General features: G+C 67.3%; 23 protein-coding genes and 1 tRNA gene. 14 read left to right on the forward strand and 10 right to left on the reverse strand.

Features of this window, described 5'->3' with window-relative positions; genetic code table 11:
• Positions 1–136 precede the first annotated feature (136 nt).
• Entirely contained in the window at positions 137–2,959 is a 2,823-nt protein-coding gene (gene secA, locus HGK58_RS05550) for a preprotein translocase subunit SecA (RefSeq protein WP_168626490.1), read from the forward strand.
• 120 nt (positions 2,960–3,079) lie between these two features.
• Here secA and HGK58_RS05555 read toward each other — a convergent pair whose 3' ends face one another.
• Complete coding sequence (locus HGK58_RS05555; protein WP_168626491.1) at positions 3,080–3,532, reverse strand: Rv3235 family protein; 453 nt, start codon at positions 3,530–3,532, stop codon at positions 3,080–3,082.
• A gap of 157 nt (positions 3,533–3,689) precedes the next feature.
• On the opposite strand from HGK58_RS05555, the gene HGK58_RS05560 reads away from it, so the two are divergent.
• Positions 3,690–4,283, forward strand: a complete 594-nt coding sequence (locus HGK58_RS05560) for a hypothetical protein (protein WP_168626492.1) — start codon at positions 3,690–3,692, stop codon at positions 4,281–4,283.
• Here the strand turns inward: HGK58_RS05560 and HGK58_RS05565 are convergent.
• A complete protein-coding gene (locus HGK58_RS05565; RefSeq protein WP_168626493.1) occupies positions 4,259–4,552 on the reverse strand; it encodes a helix-turn-helix domain-containing protein in 294 nt (97 codons plus the stop codon). The genes HGK58_RS05560 and HGK58_RS05565 overlap by 25 nt on opposite strands.
• A 120-nt stretch (positions 4,553–4,672) precedes the next feature.
• Here HGK58_RS05565 and HGK58_RS05570 point away from each other — a divergent pair, with 120 nt between their 5' ends.
• From HGK58_RS05570 to HGK58_RS05585, 4 genes are read left to right on the forward strand one after another with little or no spacing between them, the layout of a single operon-like run.
• Positions 4,673–5,311: an SAF domain-containing protein gene (locus HGK58_RS05570; protein ID WP_168626494.1), complete on the forward strand. Its 639-nt coding sequence runs from the start codon at positions 4,673–4,675 to the stop codon at positions 5,309–5,311.
• A 1-nt stretch (position 5,312) separates the two neighbouring features.
• Positions 5,313–6,530 carry a regulator gene (locus tag HGK58_RS05575; RefSeq protein ID WP_168626495.1) on the forward strand — a complete coding sequence of 406 codons (1,218 nt, stop codon included), beginning with the start codon at positions 5,313–5,315 and terminating at the stop codon, positions 6,528–6,530.
• Positions 6,531–6,558: 28 nt separating this feature from the next.
• Positions 6,559–7,137: a class I SAM-dependent methyltransferase gene (locus HGK58_RS05580; protein WP_168626496.1), complete on the forward strand. Its 579-nt coding sequence runs from the start codon at positions 6,559–6,561 to the stop codon at positions 7,135–7,137.
• Positions 7,138–7,194: 57 nt separating this feature from the next.
• Positions 7,195–8,691, forward strand: a complete 1,497-nt coding sequence (locus HGK58_RS05585) for a PAS domain-containing sensor histidine kinase (protein WP_168626497.1) — start codon at positions 7,195–7,197, stop codon at positions 8,689–8,691.
• A 186-nt stretch (positions 8,692–8,877) separates the two neighbouring features.
• Here HGK58_RS05585 and HGK58_RS05590 read toward each other — a convergent pair whose 3' ends face one another.
• On the reverse strand, positions 8,878–9,126 hold the full coding sequence (locus HGK58_RS05590; RefSeq protein WP_168626498.1) for a WhiB family transcriptional regulator: 249 nt from the start codon (positions 9,124–9,126) through the stop codon (positions 8,878–8,880).
• A 168-nt stretch (positions 9,127–9,294) separates the two neighbouring features.
• Between HGK58_RS05590 and HGK58_RS05595 the strand changes: the two genes are divergently transcribed.
• Positions 9,295–9,723, forward strand: a complete 429-nt coding sequence (locus HGK58_RS05595; protein ID WP_168626499.1) for a hypothetical protein — start codon at positions 9,295–9,297, stop codon at positions 9,721–9,723.
• Positions 9,724–9,726: 3 nt separating this feature from the next.
• Here HGK58_RS05595 and bcp read toward each other — a convergent pair whose 3' ends face one another.
• Positions 9,727–10,206, reverse strand: coding sequence for a thioredoxin-dependent thiol peroxidase (gene bcp / locus HGK58_RS05600; protein WP_168626500.1), 480 nt, complete (start codon positions 10,204–10,206; stop codon positions 9,727–9,729).
• A gap of 87 nt (positions 10,207–10,293) precedes the next feature.
• Here bcp and HGK58_RS05605 point away from each other — a divergent pair.
• Positions 10,294–10,369: transfer RNA gene (locus HGK58_RS05605), tRNA-Lys, on the forward strand.
• A gap of 106 nt (positions 10,370–10,475) precedes the next feature.
• Positions 10,476–11,480: an isopenicillin N synthase family oxygenase gene (locus HGK58_RS05610; protein WP_168626914.1), complete on the forward strand. Its 1,005-nt coding sequence runs from the start codon at positions 10,476–10,478 to the stop codon at positions 11,478–11,480.
• Positions 11,481–11,488: 8 nt separating this feature from the next.
• Here HGK58_RS05610 and HGK58_RS05615 read toward each other — a convergent pair whose 3' ends face one another.
• Together HGK58_RS05615 and HGK58_RS05620 are read right to left on the reverse strand one after the other, a co-directional pair.
• On the reverse strand, positions 11,489–12,637 hold the full coding sequence (locus HGK58_RS05615; protein WP_168626501.1) for an AI-2E family transporter: 1,149 nt from the start codon (positions 12,635–12,637) through the stop codon (positions 11,489–11,491).
• 43 nt (positions 12,638–12,680) lie between these two features.
• Positions 12,681–13,529, reverse strand: coding sequence for an EI24 domain-containing protein (locus HGK58_RS05620; protein WP_210422617.1), 849 nt, complete (start codon positions 13,527–13,529; stop codon positions 12,681–12,683).
• Between the two features lie 77 nt (positions 13,530–13,606).
• On the opposite strand from HGK58_RS05620, the gene HGK58_RS05625 reads away from it, so the two are divergent.
• Both HGK58_RS05625 and HGK58_RS05630 read left to right on the forward strand, forming a co-directional pair.
• The gene (locus HGK58_RS05625; protein ID WP_168626502.1) at positions 13,607–14,512 is read left to right on the forward strand and encodes an LLM class flavin-dependent oxidoreductase; all 906 of its coding nucleotides are present in this window, start codon (positions 13,607–13,609) and stop codon (positions 14,510–14,512) included.
• 37 nt (positions 14,513–14,549) lie between these two features.
• Positions 14,550–15,182: a LysE family translocator gene (locus HGK58_RS05630; RefSeq protein ID WP_168626503.1), complete on the forward strand. Its 633-nt coding sequence runs from the start codon at positions 14,550–14,552 to the stop codon at positions 15,180–15,182.
• A gap of 41 nt (positions 15,183–15,223) precedes the next feature.
• Here the strand turns inward: HGK58_RS05630 and HGK58_RS05635 are convergent, their stop codons facing one another.
• Genes HGK58_RS05635 through HGK58_RS05645 form a run of 3 tightly spaced genes read right to left on the reverse strand, consistent with a single transcriptional unit; the run spans position 15,224 to position 15,967 of the window.
• A complete protein-coding gene (locus tag HGK58_RS05635) occupies positions 15,224–15,403 on the reverse strand; it encodes a hypothetical protein (protein ID WP_168626504.1) in 180 nt (59 codons plus the stop codon).
• Positions 15,404–15,413: 10 nt separating this feature from the next.
• Positions 15,414–15,779, reverse strand: a complete 366-nt coding sequence (locus tag HGK58_RS05640; RefSeq protein WP_168626505.1) for a hypothetical protein — start codon at positions 15,777–15,779, stop codon at positions 15,414–15,416.
• Entirely contained in the window at positions 15,779–15,967 is a 189-nt protein-coding gene (locus HGK58_RS05645; protein WP_168626506.1) for a hypothetical protein, read from the reverse strand. Before HGK58_RS05645 ends, HGK58_RS05640 begins: the two co-directional genes overlap by 1 nt.
• A 128-nt stretch (positions 15,968–16,095) precedes the next feature.
• On the opposite strand from HGK58_RS05645, the gene HGK58_RS05650 reads away from it, so the two are divergent.
• The gene (locus HGK58_RS05650) at positions 16,096–16,749 is read left to right on the forward strand and encodes a phosphoribosyltransferase family protein (RefSeq protein ID WP_168626507.1); all 654 of its coding nucleotides are present in this window, start codon (positions 16,096–16,098) and stop codon (positions 16,747–16,749) included.
• A gap of 73 nt (positions 16,750–16,822) precedes the next feature.
• Here the strand turns inward: HGK58_RS05650 and HGK58_RS05655 are convergent, their stop codons facing one another.
• On the reverse strand, positions 16,823–17,719 hold the full coding sequence (locus tag HGK58_RS05655) for a sugar phosphate isomerase/epimerase (RefSeq protein ID WP_168626508.1): 897 nt from the start codon (positions 17,717–17,719) through the stop codon (positions 16,823–16,825).
• Between the two features lie 190 nt (positions 17,720–17,909).
• Here HGK58_RS05655 and HGK58_RS05660 point away from each other — a divergent pair, with 190 nt between their 5' ends.
• The gene (locus HGK58_RS05660) at positions 17,910–19,391 is read left to right on the forward strand and encodes a trehalose-6-phosphate synthase (protein ID WP_349236141.1); all 1,482 of its coding nucleotides are present in this window, start codon (positions 17,910–17,912) and stop codon (positions 19,389–19,391) included.
• The gene (otsB, locus tag HGK58_RS05665) at positions 19,384–20,160 is read left to right on the forward strand and encodes a trehalose-phosphatase (protein ID WP_168626509.1); all 777 of its coding nucleotides are present in this window, start codon (positions 19,384–19,386) and stop codon (positions 20,158–20,160) included. Before HGK58_RS05660 ends, otsB begins: the two co-directional genes overlap by 8 nt.
• Positions 20,161–20,246 lie beyond the last annotated feature (86 nt).

A 20,246-nucleotide genomic window follows, 5' to 3' on the forward strand; every position in this document is an offset into this window, starting at 1 on the left:
GAAGCGCACAGGCAACCCAGCCACCGCGGAGGGTCACGCCGGTGCGGCGGGTTAGTCTTAGGTAACGCTAAGATTTCACCGCCGCATCGGCGTGCCGGTGTGCCCTCCCCGACGATACGCAAATTGGAGTGACTCGGTGGCCAATGTTCTCGAACGCGTCCTTCGTTCCGGCGAGGGACGGCTGTTGCGACGCCTGCAGCGCTACGCGCAGGCTGTCAACGCCCTAGAAGACGACTTCAAGGAGCTCACCGACGACGAGCTCCGCAACGAGACGGTCGAGTTGCGCGAACGCTACTCGAACGGCGAATCCCTCGACGACCTGCTGCCGGAGGCGTTCGCCGCGGTGCGCGAAGCATCCGTGCGCACCATCGGCCTCAGGCACTTCGACGTGCAGCTCATGGGCGGCGCGGCCCTGCACCTCGGCAACATCGCCGAGATGAAGACCGGTGAGGGCAAGACCCTGGTGGCGACCCTCGCGGCCTACCTCAACGCGATCGCCAGCCGTGGCGTGCACATCGTCACGGTTAACGACTACCTCGCGACCTACCAGTCGGAGCTGATGGGGCGCATCTTCCGTGCGCTCGGCATGACGACCGGATGCATCGTGTCCGGTCAGACGCCGGCGCAGCGGCGCGAGGAGTACGCCGCCGACATCACCTACGGCACCAACAACGAGTTCGGCTTCGACTACCTGCGCGACAACATGGCGTGGCAGGCGAGCGACATGGTGCAGCGTGGCCACCACTTCGCGATCGTCGACGAGGTGGACTCGATCCTCATCGACGAGGCCCGTACGCCGCTCATCATCTCCGGCCCGTCCTCTGGCGAGGCGAACCGCTGGTTCACCGAGTTCGCGCAGATCGCCAAGCGGCTCAGCGCCGGCACCGACTTCGAGGTCGACGAGAAGAAGCGCACGGTCGGTGTGCTCGAACCGGGCATCGAGAAGGTCGAGGACTACCTCGGCATCGACAACCTGTACGAGTCGGCCAACACGCCGCTGATCTCGTTCCTCAACAACGCGATCAAGGCATCCGCCCTGTTCAAGCGCGACAAGGACTACGTCGTGATGAACGGCGAGGTGCTCATCGTCGACGAGCACACCGGACGCATCCTGGTCGGGCGCCGCTACAACGAGGGCATCCACCAGGCCATCGAGGCCAAGGAGGGTGTCGCGGTCAAGGCCGAGAACCAGACTCTCGCGACCGTGACGCTGCAGAACTACTTCCGGCTGTACAACAAGCTCTCGGGCATGACGGGTACGGCCGAGACCGAGGCCGCCGAGTTCATGGGCACCTACAAGCTGGGCGTCATCCCGATCCCGACCAACCGGCCGATGGTGCGCATGGACCAGTCGGACCTCGTCTACAAGAACGAGCAGGCGAAGTTCGGGCAGGTCGTCGAGGACATCGCGGGTCGGCACGAGAAGGGCCAGCCGATCCTGGTCGGCACGACGAGCGTCGAGAAGAGCGAGTACCTCTCCAAGCTGCTCGCCAAGCGCGGCATCAAGCACGAGGTGCTGAACGCGAAGAACCACGCTCGAGAGGCCGCGATCGTCGCGCAGGCCGGACGGCTCGGGGCGGTGACGGTCGCGACCAACATGGCCGGCCGCGGTACCGACATCATGCTCGGCGGCAACGCCGAGTTCCTGGCCGTCTCGGAGCTGAACGCGCAGGGACTCAGCCCGTCCGAGACTCCGGAAGAGTACGAGGCAGCCTGGGACGGTGTGTTCGAGCGCATCAAGGGACAGGTCGAGATCGAGGCGCAGAAGGTGCGCGACGTCGGCGGTCTCTACGTGCTCGGCACCGAGCGCCACGAGTCCCGCCGCATCGACAACCAGCTGCGCGGTCGCTCCGGCCGTCAGGGTGACCCGGGGGAGAGCCGCTTCTACCTGTCGCTCACCGACGACCTAATGCGCCTGTTCAACTCCGGCGCGGCGGAGGCGCTCATGGGGCGCAGCAACGTCCCGGATGACCTGGCGATCGAGTCGAAGGTCGTCAGCCGCGCGATCAAGAGCGCACAGTCGCAGGTCGAGGCGCGCAACGCGGAGATCCGCAAGAACGTGCTGAAGTACGACGACGTGCTCAACCGGCAGCGTGAGGCGATCTACGCCGACCGCCGGCACATCCTCGAGGGCGACGACCTGCACGACCGGGTCCAGAGCTTCCTTGACGATGTGATCAACGAGGTGCTCGACGAGCACACCGCCGAGGGTCACGCGGACGACTGGGACCTCGACGCCCTGTGGACCGAGCTGAAGACCCTCTACCCGATCTCCATCACGATCGACGAGCTGTTCACCGAGGCCGGTTCGCGCGGCAAGGTCACGCGCGCGCTGCTCGGCGAGGAGATCCTGTCGGATGCGAAGCTCGCCTACCAGCGTCGCGAGGAGGAGCTCGGCAGCCAGGCTATGCGCGAACTCGAGCGCCGCGTGGTGCTGAGTGTCATCGACCGTCGCTGGCGCGACCACCTCTACGAGATGGACTACCTCAAGGACGGCATCGGCCTGCGTGCGATGGCGCAGCGCGACCCGCTGGTCGAGTACCAGCGTGAGGGCTTCGCGCTGTTCCAGAACATGATGGGGCAGATCCGCGAGGAGACCGTCGGCTTCCTGTTCAACCTCGAGGTCGAGGTGTCCGGCGCCGGAGGCACCGCGGTGGCGGCGAAGGGTCTCGGCGGCACGGCCGCGGCGACCGAGCGCCTCAGCTACTCGGCGCCGAGCGCCGACGGTGGTGTCGAGGTGCGCAACCAGCGGGGACAGCTCGAGCACGCCGCGACCGCAAAGGCGCAGGCCGCCCAGCAGTCGCAGGTGAGCCCGACGTTCTCCGGTGCGCAGCAGGCCCAGCAGGGTCAGCAGGGGGAGCGCGGGGCCTTCGGTCAGCGCCCGGCGGGATCACCGCAGGCAGCGCCGCCGGTGAACCGCGCGCAGCGTCGGGCACAGGACAAGAAGAAGGGCCGCTAGCCGGTCCCGTTCCGCGCGGACATCCGCGCTGTTGCGCCGTTCCGCGCCCGTTGCGGACATCCGCTACCGGCGCACCGGGCGCGATTGTCCGGAACCGTCGCGGAACGCGCGCGCATGCCGTCAGAGCACGTTGATCGCGGTTGCCCGCCAGCGGCTGTCTAGACCCTCCAGCCGGAGTGCGACCGCGCGCACGCGCGCCTTGCCCCGCACCACCACGACCGCCTCGACGACGCCGTCGCGGGGTTCGCAGACCAGAGTTGAGCCGATCGCGAAACTGGGGCGGACCACCGGGCGACCCTTCACCTGGCGCGCCCGCGCCGACAGCACGACACGCTTCAGCAGGTGGCGGTAGACATCGTCGCTCACCCAGCGGGCGATCTGGTCGAGGTCACGCGCGCCAGCCAGGATCTCGATGACACAGCGGGTGAGATTCTCGATGAGCGGTTCGGGGCTCGGCAGATTCTCTCGCGGTGTGGGCTGAAGCCCGAAGTACTCGTCGTTCTGGCGGGACCGCGGCGTTGACGCGATCGGTACGGCATGCGCTGCCGGTCCTGCTCCAACTGCTTCAGTCATGCTCGGCTCCGTCTTCTCACGGGAACTCGCCGTTCTGCCCCCGAATGGGGGATGTATCGGACACTAAAACAGACAGATGCCCACCTTGTCGATGCCCCCGAAACGGGGCTGTGGATAACCTGCTTCGGATGTCGGTGCCGCGCTCTACCGTCGCCTCATGCGCTGGGACAACCTCTTCGACGACCTTGAGAGCCAACTCGAGCACGAGCTCGCGGCCGAAGAGGTCGACCTGAAAGGCGAAGAGGAACGCCTCCGCATCGGGCGACTCGCCCTCCGCGATCGGCTGCTCGCCATCCACGACGCCTCCGGTGGCGACCCGTATCTGCTGCGGCTCGTGCTGACCGACGGCAGGACCATCGCGGTCCGACCGCGTAGCTTCGGCAAGGACTGGCTGACCGCCGAGCTCGTCGATGATGCGCGGCAGCAAACGCAGTGCGTGATCCCGTTGTGGGCCGTCGCCAGCATCGTCGTCGATCGCGCGCAGGTCGATCAGAGTCTGATCGAGCCGGTCGGCGGCACGCCCGTGCTCTCCGGCCGGCTCAGCCTGACCTTCGTGCTGCGCGACCTCGCCCGCCGTCGCTGCTCGCTCGAATTGCAGGTGGGGGCCGCCGTCATCCACGGCACCATCGACCGGGTCGGCCGGGACCACTTCGATGTCGCCGTTCACGAACCGGGTAGCGCCCGACGCGAGCGCGATGTGCTGCAGTATCGGCTGGTGCCGCTGCATCAGCTCCTGCTGGTGCGGCTGTAGGCGTCGCCGAACGCCAGCTCGGTGACATTGGAGAACTCCGCCTGGTTCCACAGTCCGCTGCGCCTGGCCTCTTCGTATCGCGTCTCGATGTAGGCCTCGAGCACGGCCCGCTCAATGCGCCATTGGCCGCGGCCGCCGACCTTGATGGCGGGAAGTTCACCCGACCGCACCAATGCGTAGGCCTGATTGACCGAGACGTTCAGGATCTCGGCGGTGTCGGCGATGGTCAGGAACCGCGCGAGCGCGTCGCCAGCATCGGTGTCGGTCATGCCTCGATTATGGGCCGGGGCGCACGGTCGGAACCGGGCTGTGGATAACTTCACGCACGCGTCTGGCGCAGGTAACACGATGGACTCTCACAGGGACGTGCGGCCGGATGCGGAGGGGCGATGCGAGAACGCACTGTGAAGGACGAGAGGCGCAAGTCGTTCTGGTTCGACGCCCGCTTTGCCATAGGGATCGGCCTTGTCGTCGTCTCGGTGGTCGCCGTCTTCGGGATCGTGACGGCTGCCGACCAGAGCGTGCAGGTCTATGCGGCCGGCGGCCCGTTGACTCCCGGTGACCGGATCACCGAGGCGGATCTCGTCGTCGAGAGCGTGCGGCTCGGCGGTGCCGCCGGCGACTACCTGGCTGCGGAGGAACTGCCGGATGGCGGCCTGGTGGTCGTGCGCAGTGTTGACAAGGGTGAACTGGTGCCGATGTCGGCGATCGGGGACCCGGGCGGCCTACGCGTGGCATCCGTCGTCGTCACCGTGAGCGGCCAGCTGTCGCGAGCGGTCGGCCCCGCCGCGGTGGTAGACATCTGGGCAGCCGATGAGGTGGAGAACGGCCTGTTCGGCCCACCCGCGGTGCTGGTCGGCTCGGCAACGGTCGTGCGGATCCTCGAGGAGAGCGGCATCATCGCGGACGGTCGTGGCACCGCCGTTGAGGTGCTCGTGCCGCGTGAACGCATCGCGCGCGTGCTCGAGGCCGTCGCGAACGGGGATGCGATCGCGCTCGTGCCGGTGAGCCTTCCGGTCGGGGACTGACGTGAAGAAGGTCGCCGTGGCCCTGCCGGCGGAGCTCCAGAACCGGTTCGTCGGCGAACTCGCCCGACACGGGTACGAACTCGTCGCGCGCGTCGATGACGCGGACGCCCTCTCGGCGGTGCTCGCATCCTCCGCCCCGGACTTCGCGATCGTCGCCGCGGCGTTGCTGGACGCGAGTTTGGTCGCCGCGAGTGATGACGCCGGAGTCCGGATGATTGTGCTCACCAGCACGGAAGCGGAGCGTACCGTCGTGGCGGGGCTGGGCATCCGCGAGGTCGTTCCGGCGACCGCCGCCTGGCCGGAGATCGAGGCGCTGCTGGTCGGAGCCGAGCAGGCTCCGGCACCATCGCATCCGGTGCGGGGCCAGGTGATCGCGGTGTGGGGACCGGCAGGCGCACCCGGCCGAACCTCGCTCGCGATCGGCATCGCCGCCGAGCTGGCCGCGGCCGGGCACTCTGTGGCGCTCGCCGACGCCGACACGCACAGCGGGTCGGTTGCGCCCGCGCTCGGGCTGCTCGACGAAGCCCCGGGGTTCGCGGCAGCCTGCCGCCTGGCGGGCACCGGCGCCCTCGACCGCAACGAGCTCGAACGCGTCGGCCAGCGCTACCGCTCCGGGCACGGCAGCTTCTGGGTGCTCACCGGCATCGGCCGCGCCAGCCGGTGGCCTGAGCTCTCCGCCCAGCGGGTGGTGTCGGTCATCGCCCACTGCCGCGACTGGGTCGACTACACGGTGCTCGACACGGGCTTCAGCCTCGAGAACGACGAGGAGATCTCCAGCGACCTGTTCGCCCCGCGCCGCAACGCCGCGACCATCAGCGCGCTGCGCGAGGCCGACCGGGTCATCGCGGTCGGAGCGGCAGATCCGGTCGGGCTGTCACGCTTTCTCCGCGCCCACGTCGACCTGGTGGAGATGGTCGATGCCGAGCGGATCACCGTCGTGATGAACAAGCTGCGCTCGAGCGTCATCGGCCTGAACCCGGCAGGCCAGGTCGAACAGACGCTGCAGCGCTTCGGTGGCATCAGCGGGGCGGTCATGATCCCTTTCGATCAGGCGGCGTTCGACGCGGCAATGCTCTCCGGACGGTCGCTCCCGGATGCCGTGGCCAAGTCGCCGGCGCGAACGGCGATCGCGAAGCTGGTGGCGGCGCGCATCCTGCCGCCGGAGCGCGATGGCTTGCGGCGGCGTCGGGCACGCCAGCGTCTGGAACGGGTGCCCTAGCTCGCGCACTGCCCGTACGCTGGAGGCAATGGACAGGACCAGCTGGCAGGACTTCGACCAGCTGCGGGGCGCGGCGATCGGCGCCCTGCGCGGCACGGTGCTGGAACTCGGGGCGGGCAGCGGCGCCAACTTCGAGGAACTCGCGCCGGGCGTTCGCTGGATCGGCCTCGAGCCGTCCGTCTCCGCTCGCCGGGAATTGCGACGCAACGCCACCGGGCACGGTCACACCGAGCCGCCGCTGGCGGCTGGCGGCGAGAACATCCCGCTCGAGGACGGGAGCGTTGACGCGGTCTTCTCCACCTACGTGCTGTGCTCGGTCGATGACGTCGACCGGGTGCTGCGCGAGGTGCGGCGCGTCCTGAAACCCGGCGGCACCGCACTCTTCATCGACCACGTCGCTGCCCCGCCGCAGACCTGGCGTCGGCGCCTGCAGGACCTGGCCAGTCCGATCACCCGACGGGTCTCCGGATGCCGGTGGAACCGCGACGTGACCGCGGCGGTTGAAGCATCCGGGCTCGAGACGGTCAGACTCGACCGGCGCGATGTGGCGAGCGGCAGGCTGACACTCGCGGTGCCGTGCACGATTCACGAAGTGGTGAACCCGTGAGGGGGTCGGCGGCCCACCTGACATAGGCGCCCGGCGCGAGCCGTTAGCCTTGAACGCGTGTCAACGCTCTCCGAACTGGTGCAGTCCCACACGCGTTCCAGCGAAGCGGACATCGAATGGCTCCATCTGCTCGTCAGCGACCTGCAGCTTCTGGCCGACCTCGCGTTCGCTGATCTGGTGCTGTGGGTGCCCACGACGACGGACGACAGCTTCGTGGCGGTGGCGCACTCGCGACCCTCAAGCTCGGCGACGTTGTTCTACCGCGACTTCGTCGGCCTGCCGATCAAGCTCGAGTGGCGCGATCAGGTGACCGAGGCGTTCGCGACCGCGAAGATCATCGACCTGTCCACACCGGACTGGTACGAGGAGACGCCGACGCGCGTGCGTGCGGTTCCGGTGATGCGCCGACTGAATCCGAGCGGCGCTGCGACCACGGATCAGCCGATCGCTGTGCTGACCCGGCACACCAACCTGAGCGAGGCGCGGACGCCGAGCCGCCAGGAACTGACCTTCAACGAGTGCGGTAACGAACTGTTCGGGATGATTGCGGCCGGCGACTTCCCGGATCTCGGCGCGCCGACCGGGCCGCGCCGTGGCGCACCGCGCGCGTCCGACGGCCTGCTGCGGCTCGATGTCGACGGCAACGTCACCTTCGCGAGCCCGAACGGACTGTCCGCGTTCAACCGGATGGGGTTCGACGGCGAGCTGGAGGGCGAGTCGCTGGCCGAGGTGACCGCAGGGCTGATCGGCAACGGCGACACCGTCGATGAGTCGCTGCCGTTGGTGGTCACCGGCCGCGCGCCGTGGCGCACCGACATCGAAGCGCGCGGCGTCACGGTGTCGCTGCGGACGATCCCGATCCGCAAGCTGGGGGAGCGCGTCGGCGCGATCGTGCTGTGCCGCGACGTCACCGAACTGCGTCACCACGAGCAGGAACTGCTGACCAAGGATGCCACCATCCGGGAGATCCACCACCGGGTGAAGAACAACCTGCAGACGGTGGCTTCGCTGCTGCGCATCCAGGCCCGACGGTCGCACTCGGACGAGGCGCGTGAATCGCTGACGCACGCGATGCGGCGGGTCGCGGCGATCGCGGTGGTGCACGACACCCTCAGCGAAGGGCTGTCGCAGAATGTGAACTTCGACGCGGTGTTCGACCGGGTACTGCTGCTGATCGCCGAGATCGCCTCGAGCCACAACACGAAGGTGCACCCGAGGTTCACCGGCAGCTTCGGCGAGCTGCCGAGCGCGTACGCCACGCCGCTCGCGCTGGCCCTCACTGAGTTGGTCACCAACGCGGTCGAGCACGGACTTGCCGGGCGCGAGGGCGAGGTCGAGATCGTCGCGACCCGGACGGATGAGCTGCTGAGCGTTAAGGTGCGCGACGACGGCAGCGGCCTGCCGGAGGGCAAGGTTGGTTCTGGGCTCGGCACGCAGATCGTCCGGACCCTGATCCAGGGCGAGCTCGGCGGCACCATCGATTGGCACACGGTGCTCGGAAGCGGCACCGAAGTGACCATCGACGTGCCGCTCAGCTGGCTGAACAAGCACTAGGTGCTCGGTCGGGCCGAGCCGGTGCAGCTGGGCATCCGGCGTCCTGTTATGGAGGACATCCCTTGTTATGCAGGACATCCCACGGCAAACGGCCCCGGATGCCCATGCTCAGGCGGCAAACCCGCCGAAAGTCCTGCACAACAGGGAGGGCCGGGTCAGAGCCGGATGCGACGCGTCAGGAGGAGATCAGGATGCGCGGCGGGCGCGTGCGGCGCGGCGCTTGAGCGCGCGGCGCTCGTCTTCGCTCAGGCCGCCCCAGACACCGGAGTCCTGGTTGGTGTCCATCGCGTACTGGAGGCACTGTTCGCTGACGGTGCAGCGGGCGCAAACCGACTTCGCCTTTTCGATCTGGTCGACCGCCGGTCCGGTGTTCCCCACGGGGAAGAAGAGTTCGGGGTCTGCGGTGAGGCAAGCGGCTTTGTCGCGCCAGTCCATGCTGTAGTGCTCCTTAGGTGCGGGTGAATACAAAGATCAAGGGCCTTGATGAGGCGGGTGATTGGATTCGTATTGGGAAAGCCCACCGCACTGTGAGCGACAAAACGACCTCAAATAGACTCTCATAAGCCCCCCGCCAAATCAATAGTTTTGTATTGGATTATCACTGTGAGCGAACACGTCGAGAGCCGGCCTTCTGGTGAGGGTTCGCCACGAAAGTCGGTTGCGTTGCGGTTTCTGGTCGGGTTGCTCTTCCTCGAGTGTGTGATGCTCGCGGCCGCAGCGGTGTTCCTGCTCTTCGAGTTGCTGACCGAACGGCCGGCCTCGTATGCGAGTGCCGTCGCGATTTTGGTGCTCACCCTCATCGCGGCGATCTGGTTGGCTTTCACCGCCGTCAGCACGCTGCGCGGGCACGCGTGGGTGCGTGGTGCGATCGTCGTCTGGCAGGTGCTCCAGCTCGGTCTGGCGATCGGCAGCTTCCAGGGTCTGTTCGCCCGTCCCGACATCGGATGGCTGCTGGCGATCCCGGCGGTGCTCGTGCTGGTGCTGCTGTTCACCAAGTCCGTGATGGCGGCGACTGCACGCCGCGACGCCTGACTCTCAGGCGGCGACACCCAGCTTCTTGCGCAGCATCGCAACGTGGCCGGTGGCCTTCACGTTGTAGAGCGCCTGCTCGATGCGGCCGTCCTCGCCGATGACGAAGGTCGAGCGGATGGTGCCGGTCACCCGCTTGCCGTAGAGCTGCTTATCGCCCCACGCGCCGTAGGCCGTGTGCACGTCCAGCCCGGGGTCGGAGAGCAGCGGGAAGGTCAGGTGCTCCTCGTCGCGGAACTTCTGCAGCGCCGGCAGCTCGTCCTTGGAGACGCCGAGCACGCGGTAACCTGCGGCAACCAGCGAGTTCAGATTGTCGCGGAAGTCGCACGCCTGGGTGGTGCATCCGGGGGTGGATGCGGCGGGGTAGAAGTAGACGATCACCTTGGAACCCGCGTGGTCGGCAAGGGACACCTGGTTGCCGTCCTGGTCGGTCAGCGTGAACTGCGGCGCGCTGTCTCCGGGCTGCAAGCGGGTGGCATCCGTCATCGTGGCGATCTCCTTGGGTGGTGCGAACTGGGTCCGCTTCTCATGCTAATCTTGATCTCCGGCTCCGGGTTTCGCGCCCAGTGTCGAGCACCTCTAGCTCAATTGGCAGAGCAACTGACTCTTAATCAGTGGGTTCCGGGTTCAAGTCCCGGGGGGTGTACCAATCAGGAACCGCAACGGGTCGTTCACCTGCCGTAACGCCTGTGCGCCCAGCTTCGAGCCGTCACACGCGACGGGCGGCCCGGCGGCCGTGGAAGGATGGGAAGGTGTTGACGTCCCTTCCAATCCTTGACCTTTCCCGCCTTGATGCGGGTGCCGATGAAGCGGCCGCGTTCCTAGCGGACCTCCGTGATGTCACACACGAGGTCGGGTTCTTCTACCTCGTCGGCCACGGCGTCGAACAGGGTCTGATCGACGAGCTCTTGACCGTCTCGCGCCGCTTCTTCGAGCTTCCAACCGAGGAGAAGCTTGAGATCGAGAACGTTCACAGCCCTCAGTTCCGGGGTTACACCCGGGTGGGTGGGGAGCGAACGCATGGGGATGTGGACTGGCGGGAACAGATCGACATCGGGGTCGAGCGGGCCGCAGTCGAGCCGGGTCCGGGCGTCCCGGAATATTGGCGGCTTGAGGGCCCAAACCTGTGGCCGAAATCGCTGCCGGAGCTTCAGGACATTGCCGCCCGCTGGAATGAGCAACTCGGCGAACTGGCCATGCGCCTCCTGCGGGCTTGGGCGGCATCCCTTGGGTCGCCCGAGCATGTCTTCGATCATGCGTTCGCCAGCAGGCCGTTTTCCGCGATGAAGATCGTCCGCTACCCGGGAGAATCGGATCCGACACTCACACAGGGAGTTGGAGCACACCGCGACGGCGGCGTACTGACGCTTCTGCTCGTAGAACCGAACAAGGGCGGCTTGCAAGTCGAGCACGACGGCGATTGGATTGATGCACCGCCCGTTCCTGGCGCGTTCATTGTGAACATCGGCGAGATGCTCGAATTGGCAACCGGCGGCTATCTCAAGGCCACTCTGCACCGGGTGGTGTCACCGCCTGCTGGCTCCGACCGGATATCGATTCCATTCTTCTTCAATCCCGCCCTCGACACGGTCATGCCCCGGCTGGAGCTCAGTTCGGAGATAGCGGCACAAGCTCGGGGCTTGTCCCTCGATCCGACGAACAGCCGGATATTGGAGACCTACGGAGACAACGCGCTCCGGTACCGGCTACGCGCCCATCCCAACGTCGCCGAAGTCCATTATCGGGATCTCGCCTCGTAGAGTGCTCGTCACACCTCGGCGCCCGGCGAGGTGATCGGCTCGACCTGTCTTGCCTTCCGGCGGCGCCGAAAGGCGGGTCGCTTGAATACCATGGGCTGCTCGGGCGCGTTCCAGACCTTGATGATGTTCCAGCCGACCGCCGCGATGGGTACCGAGATCAGCGCTCCGATCACACCACCCAGGATGGTTCCGGCCGCCAGCGCCAGCAGGATGACCAGCGGGTGCAGCTTCAACGACTGCGCCATGACCACCGGCTGCAGAAGGTCGCCCTCGAGCTGGTTCACGGCGATCACGATGATGACAACGATCAGCGCGACGACCGGGCCGTTCGCGACCAGCGCGACGAGCGCAGCCAGGATGCCGGCCACGGTTGCACCGATCAGCGGGATGAACGCGAGCGCGAACACGATCGCCGCCAACGGCAGCGCGAGCGGCACGCCGAGGATCGCCAGACCGATCCCGATTGCGACCGCGTCGACGAGCGCGACGATGGAGGTGCCGCGCATGTACCCGCCGAGCGTGCGCACGGTGGTGCGCCCGACTCGGTGGCCTCGCTCGCGGTGTTCCGGCGAGAACGGGGTGAGCAGGAAGTTCCACATCCGGTCGCCGTCCTTCAGGAAGAAGAACAGGATCACGATCGTCAGCACGATTCCGGCGATGACCTCGCCGACGGCCGACACCCCGGCCAATGCTCCCGCACCGAACTCGCTGCTGGTGACGAAGTCGACTCCGGCCTCGTAGACCGAGTCGAGCTGCTCCTGCTCGATCGGGAGCGGACCGTTGCGGAGCCAATCCTGCAGCTGCTCGATGCCCTCCCTCGCCGACGTCACCAGGTCGTCCCACTGGTTGCGCACCGCGATCACGATCAGGTAGATCGCACCCCCGAGCACGGCCAGGCTGGCGATGAGGGTGATCCAGGTGGCGAGCATCCGGGGCACGTTTCTGCGCCGCAGCCACCCGATCAGCGGGTTGAAGGCCGACGCGAGGATGAGCGCGATGAGCACCGGCAGCACCACGAGCTTCAACTCGATGAGTGCGAAGACCACAACAGCCGCGAGGGTCAGGATCACGATCACCTGCAGACATCGCAGGGCCACCCGTCCCAGGTTGTCGGTCAGCAGTTCGGTCAGGGTCGCGCGCCGGCGGGGCTCAGCCATGGGTTAACTCTGTCACCCCGCAGCGATTTCGTGAGGAAAAACACTACCTAGACGGCGGATCCGCGGATACGATCTGCCCCGCTGCCGCTCGCTCCAGCGCCGCGCGACTCAGCAGCGTCGCCCCGGCGACCGCCGCAGGCATCACGAAGACCGCCGCGAACGGGATCAGGAACAGCAGATAGACGGCCACACCGAAACCTACGGTGGTCGAGCGACGCAGGGCGAGCATCCGTCGTCGCTCGCGCAACCGGTGGCGGCGCCCGTCGAACGCGAACCCGCACAACTCCACCGCGAGGAACCACCCGCCGATCAGCGCGCTGAGCGCCGGAGCGAGAATCGTGCCGACGACGGGGATGAACCCGACCGCGAACACGCCGAGCCCCACCGCCGCGGTGGCCAGCAGCAGTCCCAGCGCGTTGCCGATGCCTCTGCGGATCGACGTCCACACCGACTCGCCGGTGTCATCCGGGACCCCGCCGAGGCGTTGCTCGACATTGCGCCAGATCCGCTCGTAGAACGGGTCGCCAACCGCGAGCGTGATGGCGGTGAAGGTGTACACCGCGATCAGCAACGCCGCGAGCACGAGCCCGGCCGCCCCAGCGAACCGAAGGATCCCGGCCCAGAACGGGTCCCAGCCGTCGGCGAACGGCGTCAACCAGGTCACCACCGGCTCAAGGTTGATGAAGAAGATCACCAGCAGCACGCCGTAGACGACCGTCACGATAAGCGCCGGGATCGCCCCGAGCAGCATCAGCCGAGGCGACGTGGCCCACATGCCGAGGCCGCGCCCGAGCAGGCCGACACCGTCGAAGAAGCCGCGCACCGGCCCGGCCGTGGCCGCGCGACGCACCGCATCGCGCATCCCGGTGCTCTGCCGCTCGTGTGCGTCCACGAGGTCAATGCAAGCCGCTCGCCCGTCGCCGCGCAAATGACTGCCCAATCGGGGCTACCCTGGCGTTTACTTGAGGCATGACCGACTACGGGCACGACCTGCAGTTCGGGGTGTTCATCACCCCTCTGCATAACCCGCCGATGCACGCGGTGGAGCTCGCGGTTGTGGCCGACCGTGCCGGACTCGACCTCGCGACGTTCCAGGATCATCCGTACCAGCCGCGGTTCCACGACACGTGGACCCTGCTGGCGTTCGTCGCAGCTCGCACCGAGCGCATCCATGTGAGTGGCAACGTTCACAACCTGCCGTTACGGAACCCTGCTGTGCTCGCGCGAAGCGCCGCCAGCCTTGACCTGCCGAGCGGCGGACGTTTCGAACTCGGCATCGGGGCCGGCGGATTCTGGGACGCCATCGAGTCGATGGGCGGGCGCCGCCTGACACCGGGCCAGTCGATCCGAGCGCTCGAGGAGGCGATCACCGTCATCCGGGAAGTCTGGAACCCGGATGAGAGGGAGCCGGTGCGCGTCGATGGCGAGTTCTACCGCGTGGTCGGGGCGAAGCGTGGACCCAGGCCGGCGCATGACATCGGAATCTGGGTCGGCGCGTACAAGCCGCGGATCCTGCGGATGACCGGACGGGTCGCCGATGGAGCGCTGCCGTCGCTCGCTCGGCTCGAGGGCGGCCCCGCGGCGCTCGCCGAGCTCAACCGGCACCTCGACGACGGCGCCGAAGCGGCGGGGCGCGACCCGCGCGCTGTCCGTCGCCTCCTGAATATCGGCGGGCGCTTCGAGACCGTGGGCGGCGGACTCCTGGTCGGGCCTCCGGCCAAGTGGGCGGACGAACTCGCCGCAATCGCCCTCGAGTACGGCCCGTCAACCTTCATTCTGGCTGCGGATGACGCGGTGACGATCGACCGGTTCGCGGCGGAGGTGGCGCCGGCTGTGCGCGAACTCGTCGCATCCGAGCGGGGCAAAGCGGCCTGACCGGCCTGCACGCCGTGCGCGGCGCTATGCTCGGCGGATGATGCCGCTGGAGAACCTCGTCGCGTTCACGATCGCAGCCGCCGTGCTGGTCGCGATTCCGGGCCCGAGCGTGCTGTTCGTGGTCGGTCGCGCACTCGTCCTCGGGCGGCGCGGCGCACTGCTCAGTGTCGTCGGCAACGCCATGGGTGTGCTGATCCAAGTGGTCGCCGTGGCCGCCGGCCTCGGGGTGCTGATCGAGCGCTCGGTGGTGTTGTTCACCGTCATCAAACTCGTGGGGGCCGCGTACCTCATCTACCTCGGCGTCCAGGCCATCCGGCATCGCCGCCGGGCGACCACGGCGGATGCCGCGCCGGCGCCGCGCCGCTCACGCGTGCTCCGGGAGAGCTTCGTCGTCGGCATCTCCAACCCGAAGACCGTGGTGTTCTTCATCGCGGTGCTGCCGCAGTTCGCTGCGCCCAGCGCAGGATGGGTGCCGGGGCAGCTGCTGCTGCTGGGCGCCATCTTCATCGCGCTCGCCCTCGTGCTGGACAGCGTGTGGGCACTTGCCGCCGGCTCGGCCCGCGACTGGTTCGGCCGATCGCCGAAGCGGATCGGTGCGATGAGCGCGACCGGGGGAGCGGCGATGATCGCCCTCGGTGGCACGCTGGCGATCACCAGCGCGAAGGCCTAGCGGGAACGAGCAGCGCAGCGCGACCCCGCGGCGGTCGCCGCCTACAGGTCGTCGACGCGCTTGAGCACGTGCACAGGGATCATGACCGCAATGGTCACAGCGATCAGCCCGCCCGCGAAGGCGGCCAACTGCCAAGCCTCGGCGACGTCGAAGGCGATGCCGAAGAGGTAGAGGCCCCCGAGGAACAGCACGAACGAGATCACGAATGCGATGGCGGTCATGCCAACCATTCTAAGGGGCAGGCGGCGACTTCGGATTCGCCTTGCGGGCCGGCTTTGTCGGCTCGGTGGCCACTGCGTCCGGGTCTACACGCGTGGCGCCGGTCGACTCCGTCGACGTCGCAGGCATCGGCCTGGTCACGTCCGCGGTTCCGGGCACCGCGGCATCCGGATGCCTGGGCGCGTTCTTCTCGATATACAGCTGCGCTGCACGCGTGCCGACCAGCAGGAACCGGATGAGCAGGAACAGCGTCGCCACCAAGACCGCGAGCAGCAGCAGCCAGATGAATGCGTTCAGAAGGCTCAGGAAGACGTGGGAGAGGTTCTCGAAGCCCCAGCCCCAGCCCCAGCCGGGTCCGTCGTTGAAGAGTGCCAGCATCAGTGCTCGAGCTCCTGTTCGTCGTGTTCCTTCTTCACAGTGCCGATCGCGATGGCAAGGGTGAGCGCCCACGCGATCCAGGCGAGCACCAGCCGCCAGTCGCGGGGGCCCTTGCGGGTGTGGTTGAGCGCTCCGATGCCGCCGAAGACCGAACTGATGATCGCTCCGTTGAGAAGGTACCTTCGCACAGTCCCGCCCTTTCTCTGTGTGACTTCTTGTCACCCTAGGTGTGACGTCTTGTCAACGCTACAGCGTGCCATAGCCGGCTGGGACGGGTGTTCAGTGACCTCACGGGCGGGGTCTCTAGCGTGTGCGCATGCCGCGCTTCACGGATCGTGAGCACGCGGGGCGCGCGTTGGCGGAGGAGCTCGACGAGTATCGCGGTGCCCCGGATGTGGTGGTTCTCGGGCTTCCCCGCGGCGGTGTGCCGGTCGCGGCTGTTGTCGCGTCCGCGTTGCGGGCGCCGCTTGACGTGATCGTGGTGCGCAAGGTGGGGGTGCCGACGCAGCGGGAGGTCGCGATGGGTGCGCTCGCCTCGATCGCCGGTCGCACCATCACGGTGCGGAACGAGGATGTGATCCGTCGCCTGGGGCGGGACCGCGAGGTGGTGTTCGAGGAGGGCGCCGCGCGAGAGCGGCCGGAGCTTCTGCGGCGTGAGCGTGACTACCGCGCCGGACTTCCGCCGTTGGACGTCGAGGGGAAGACCGTCATCATCGTCGATGACGGTCTGGCTACCGGCGCAACCATGCGCGCGGCCGTCGCCGCGCTCGAGCAATCAAAACCCGGGCAGGTCGTGGTTGCGGTGCCGATCGGTTCAACGGATGTCGTCGACGAGTTCTCCCGGTTGGTGGATGAGGTGGTGTGCGTCGACACTCCCGAACCGTTCTGGGCGGTCGGCCAGGGCTACATCGACTTCGCGCAGACATCCGATGAGGAAGTCCGCGACCTGCTGCTCAGCAAGCCCCATTGAGCGGGAGCTTTGCCCCTTATTCGAGACTCAGAGCGTGCAAACGTCCCGACCCGATGGTGGGAGCGGATGCCGGTCAGCGCGACGACGGGCGGAGCGCCGTGATGGCGCGGCGCGAGGCACGCCGGAACATCCCAAGGTGCTCGTAGTGCGGCCCGTGCCAGCCGAACGGCTTTCGGGGTGCCACCTTGAGGCAGTCCTGTGCGAAGACGAGCGTCTCCTTGAGCAGTTCGAAGCGCTCCTGCATGGTCTTGGCCCTACGCGTGTTGACCTCGGCAACCACCGAGCCGTGCCAGCCCTGCCCAACCAGGTACTCGAGCACCTCGGCGACCGGCTCACTTCCGTGACCTGGAAGCAGGTGCTCGTCGAACACCTTGCCTTCGTCCATCGAACCGGAACCGTCGCACAGGTGCACGTGCCGCAGCCTGTCGCCCATCGCCATCGCCAGCTCGAGCGAGTCTCTTCCGGACAGTGACGCGTGCGAGAAGTCCAGCGTCATGGCGTCGCAGTCCATGATCGATGGGTCGGGGCCGGGCGAGTACGCCTTCAGGTTCTTGCCGCCGACCTTCCACGGGAACATGTTCTCGATCGCGATCTGCACCTCGTACTCGGTTGAAATCTCCCGCACGATCCGCAGGAAATCCCGCGCATACTCCGCCTGCCAGCGAAAGGGCGGGTGCACGACGACGGTGTCCGCGCCGACGGCCTTCGCGAGTTCAGCTGACTTGCGCAGCTTGACGCGCGGGTCGCGTCCCCAGACGAACGCGGTGAGCAGCAGCACCGGCGCGTGGATGGAGAGGATCGGCAACTCGTAGCGCTCGGACAACGCCAGCAGCGCATCCGCATCCTGGGTGATCTCGTCCTTGGTCACCATCACTTCGACGCCGTCGAAACCAGCTAGTCGAGCCAGTCGAAAGGCCTGCTCCGTAGGGAGGGGGTACACAGCCGACGTGCTCATTCCGATGCGGATCATTTGCTCCAGTGTAAGCACGCAATCTGCGGGAACTCAGGTAGTCCCCGGCACCGGCCGTGTGAACAGATCGTGAAATTCGACCGACCGCATTCACCTGCCACTCGGGCAACTCTCAGGCTCGTTGATACCCTTGAGGTTGCCCACGCCGGTGTAGTCGGCGGGGAAACGGGTGGGCAGGATCGGGACACTGGTGAGCGAGACGAGCGCGACGAACGAACAGTTCGACCTTGTCGTTGTCTCCAACCGGCTTCCCGTTGACCGCATCATCGACGCCGACGGGTCTGCAGCCTGGACCAGGTCACCGGGCGGCCTGGTGACAGCACTCGAGCCGGTGATGCACGCGCACGGGGGAGCCTGGGTCGGCTGGCCGGGCATGCCGGATGTCGAGGTCGAGCCGTTCGACGAGGGTGGCATCCGCCTCGTCCCCGTACCGCTCAGCGCAGACGACATCGAGCAGTACTACGAGGGGTTCTCGAACGACACGCTATGGCCGCTGTACCACGACGTCATCGCCTCCCCGCGCTATCACCGCGAGTGGTGGGATGCCTACAAGTCGGTGAACCAGCGGTTCACGGATGCCGTGGCCGAGGTCGCCAGCGGGGGTGCCGTCGTCTGGGTGCACGACTACCAGTTGCAGCTCGTCCCGAAGCTGCTGCGGGAAGCGCGACCGGACCTGACGATCGGGTTCTTCAACCACATTCCCTTTCCGCCCTACGGCATCTTCTCTCAGCTGCCGTGGCGCACGCGCATCGTCGAGGGGCTGCTCGGCGCTGACGTCATCGGGTTCCAGCGACAAGCCGACGCTGTAAATTTCCAGCAGGCGGTGCGCAGGCTCAAGGGCTACCCGACCCGCAGGGGTCACATCGAGGTTCCGGTCGTCGATGAGACGCCGGGCGTTCGCGTGTACGGGCCGATCAAGCCCACCGGACCGATTCGCACGGTGGTCGCCCGGGAGTTCCCGATCTCCATCGACGCCAGCATCTATGACGAGCTCGCCCGGCGCCCCGACATCCAGGAGCGAGCTCGCCAGCTCCGCGCCGACCTCGGGGACCCGCGAGTGATCATCTTCGGTGTCGACCGGCTCGACTACACGAAGGGCATCGGCCACCGCATCAAGGCGTTCGGCGAACTGGTCGCCGACGGTGAGGTGACCGTCGGTGACGTCGTCCTCGTGCAGGTCGCGAGCCCCAGCCGCGAACGAGTCGTGCCATACATGGAACTGCGCGACGAGGTCGAACTGATGGTCGGCCGGCTCAACGGTGATTACTCGACCATCGGCCATTCGCCGATCGCCTACTATCACCAGAGCTTCCCGCGCGAGGAGATGACGGCGTTCTACCTGGCCGCCGACGTCATGCTCGTGACGGCGTTGCGCGACGGCATGAACCTCGTCGCGAAGGAGTACGTTGCGAGCCGCTTCGACGACGACGGAGTGCTCATCCTGTCGGAGTTCGCCGGCGCATCCGACGAGCTGACGCGTGCCATCCTGGTGAACCCGCACGACATCGAGGAGCTGAAGCGCGCGATCCTGCGGGCGATGGAGCTTCCCAAGCGCGAGCGGAAGTCGCGGATGCGGCAGTTGCGCAAACGGGTCTTCGACAATGACGTCGCCAAGTGGTCGAATGAGTTCCTGGAAGAACTAGCGAAAGCGCGGGCCGCCGCCAATGACTGACCAGGCCGACCTCTCCGACGACCTCGTCGCCGCCCTGCGCTCGATCGCGGCAACCGAGCTGCTGCTGGTCGCTCTCGACTTCGATGGGACGCTGTCGCCGACAGTCGACAACCCGCGCGATGCGCGCGCCCTGCCGGCCGCGCGCGACGCGCTGGAGCGCCTGCGCGCTGCCCCGGCGACCAAGGTCGCGCTGGTCTCCGGACGCGCGATGGACAGCCTCGAGCACGTCGCCGACGCCCCCGACGACGTGATCCTGTCCGGTTCGCACGGCGCCGAGTTCCGGGTCAACGGCGAGCTGATCGCACCCGAGTTGACCGACGACGAGCGCGCACGTCTCGAACCGTTGCGGGAGGCGCTCGAGCGGGCGGCAGCAGTGGCGCCCGGTGCGTGGGTCGAGGTCAAGGCGGTCGGCTTCGCCCTGCACACCAGGAAGTCGGATGCGCATCACGCGCTCGAAGCGAACGAGCTCGCGCGAAGCCTGACCTCGAGAATGCCGAGTCTCACCGTTCGAGTCGGCAAGAACGTGCTCGAGTTCTCCGTCGTCGACGCTACAAAGGGCGGGGCGCTGCGGCGGCTGAGGCAGTACACCGGCGCGACCGGCATCCTGTTCGCTGGCGACGACGTGACCGATGAGGACGGCTTCGCCGCTCTCGGCGCAGACGACCTCGCGCTCAAGGTGGGTGACGGCGAGTCTCTCGCCCGTTACCGTGTCGCCGACCTCGCCATGATGCCGTCGGTGCTGGAGCTTCTGGCCGACCAGCGCGGGTAACGAGCTTCCGCCCAGCCGGTAGAATCGTGGGGCGGACCACATTCATCGGGGTACATTTCATGCGCCGAGCGCCGCCGCAACTGACG

This window comes from Cryobacterium sp. BB307 (assembly GCF_012274275.1).
GTDB lineage: Bacteria > Actinomycetota > Actinomycetes > Actinomycetales > Microbacteriaceae > Terrimesophilobacter.

Excerpts from the sequence above, each read along its gene's own strand:
- HGK58_RS05555 (WP_168626491.1), bottom strand. The coding sequence starts at position 3,532 with ATGACTGAAGCAGTTGGAGCAGGACCGGCAGCGCATGCCGTACCGATC.
- HGK58_RS05560 (WP_168626492.1), top strand. The coding sequence starts at position 3,690 with ATGCGCTGGGACAACCTCTTCGACGACCTTGAGAGCCAACTCGAGCAC.
- HGK58_RS05565 (WP_168626493.1), bottom strand. The coding sequence starts at position 4,552 with ATGACCGACACCGATGCTGGCGACGCGCTCGCGCGGTTCCTGACCATC.
- HGK58_RS05570 (WP_168626494.1), top strand. The coding sequence starts at position 4,673 with ATGCGAGAACGCACTGTGAAGGACGAGAGGCGCAAGTCGTTCTGGTTC.
- HGK58_RS05580 (WP_168626496.1), top strand. The coding sequence starts at position 6,559 with ATGGACAGGACCAGCTGGCAGGACTTCGACCAGCTGCGGGGCGCGGCG.
- HGK58_RS05590 (WP_168626498.1), bottom strand. The coding sequence starts at position 9,126 with ATGGACTGGCGCGACAAAGCCGCTTGCCTCACCGCAGACCCCGAACTC.
- bcp (WP_168626500.1), bottom strand. The coding sequence starts at position 10,206 with ATGACGGATGCCACCCGCTTGCAGCCCGGAGACAGCGCGCCGCAGTTC.
- HGK58_RS05615 (WP_168626501.1), bottom strand. The coding sequence starts at position 12,637 with ATGGCTGAGCCCCGCCGGCGCGCGACCCTGACCGAACTGCTGACCGAC.
- HGK58_RS05625 (WP_168626502.1), top strand. The coding sequence starts at position 13,607 with ATGACCGACTACGGGCACGACCTGCAGTTCGGGGTGTTCATCACCCCT.
- HGK58_RS05630 (WP_168626503.1), top strand. The coding sequence starts at position 14,550 with ATGATGCCGCTGGAGAACCTCGTCGCGTTCACGATCGCAGCCGCCGTG.
- HGK58_RS05635 (WP_168626504.1), bottom strand. The coding sequence starts at position 15,403 with ATGACCGCCATCGCATTCGTGATCTCGTTCGTGCTGTTCCTCGGGGGC.
- HGK58_RS05640 (WP_168626505.1), bottom strand. The coding sequence starts at position 15,779 with ATGCTGGCACTCTTCAACGACGGACCCGGCTGGGGCTGGGGCTGGGGC.
- HGK58_RS05650 (WP_168626507.1), top strand. The coding sequence starts at position 16,096 with ATGCCGCGCTTCACGGATCGTGAGCACGCGGGGCGCGCGTTGGCGGAG.
- HGK58_RS05655 (WP_168626508.1), bottom strand. The coding sequence starts at position 17,719 with ATGATCCGCATCGGAATGAGCACGTCGGCTGTGTACCCCCTCCCTACG.
- otsB (WP_168626509.1), top strand. The coding sequence starts at position 19,384 with ATGACTGACCAGGCCGACCTCTCCGACGACCTCGTCGCCGCCCTGCGC.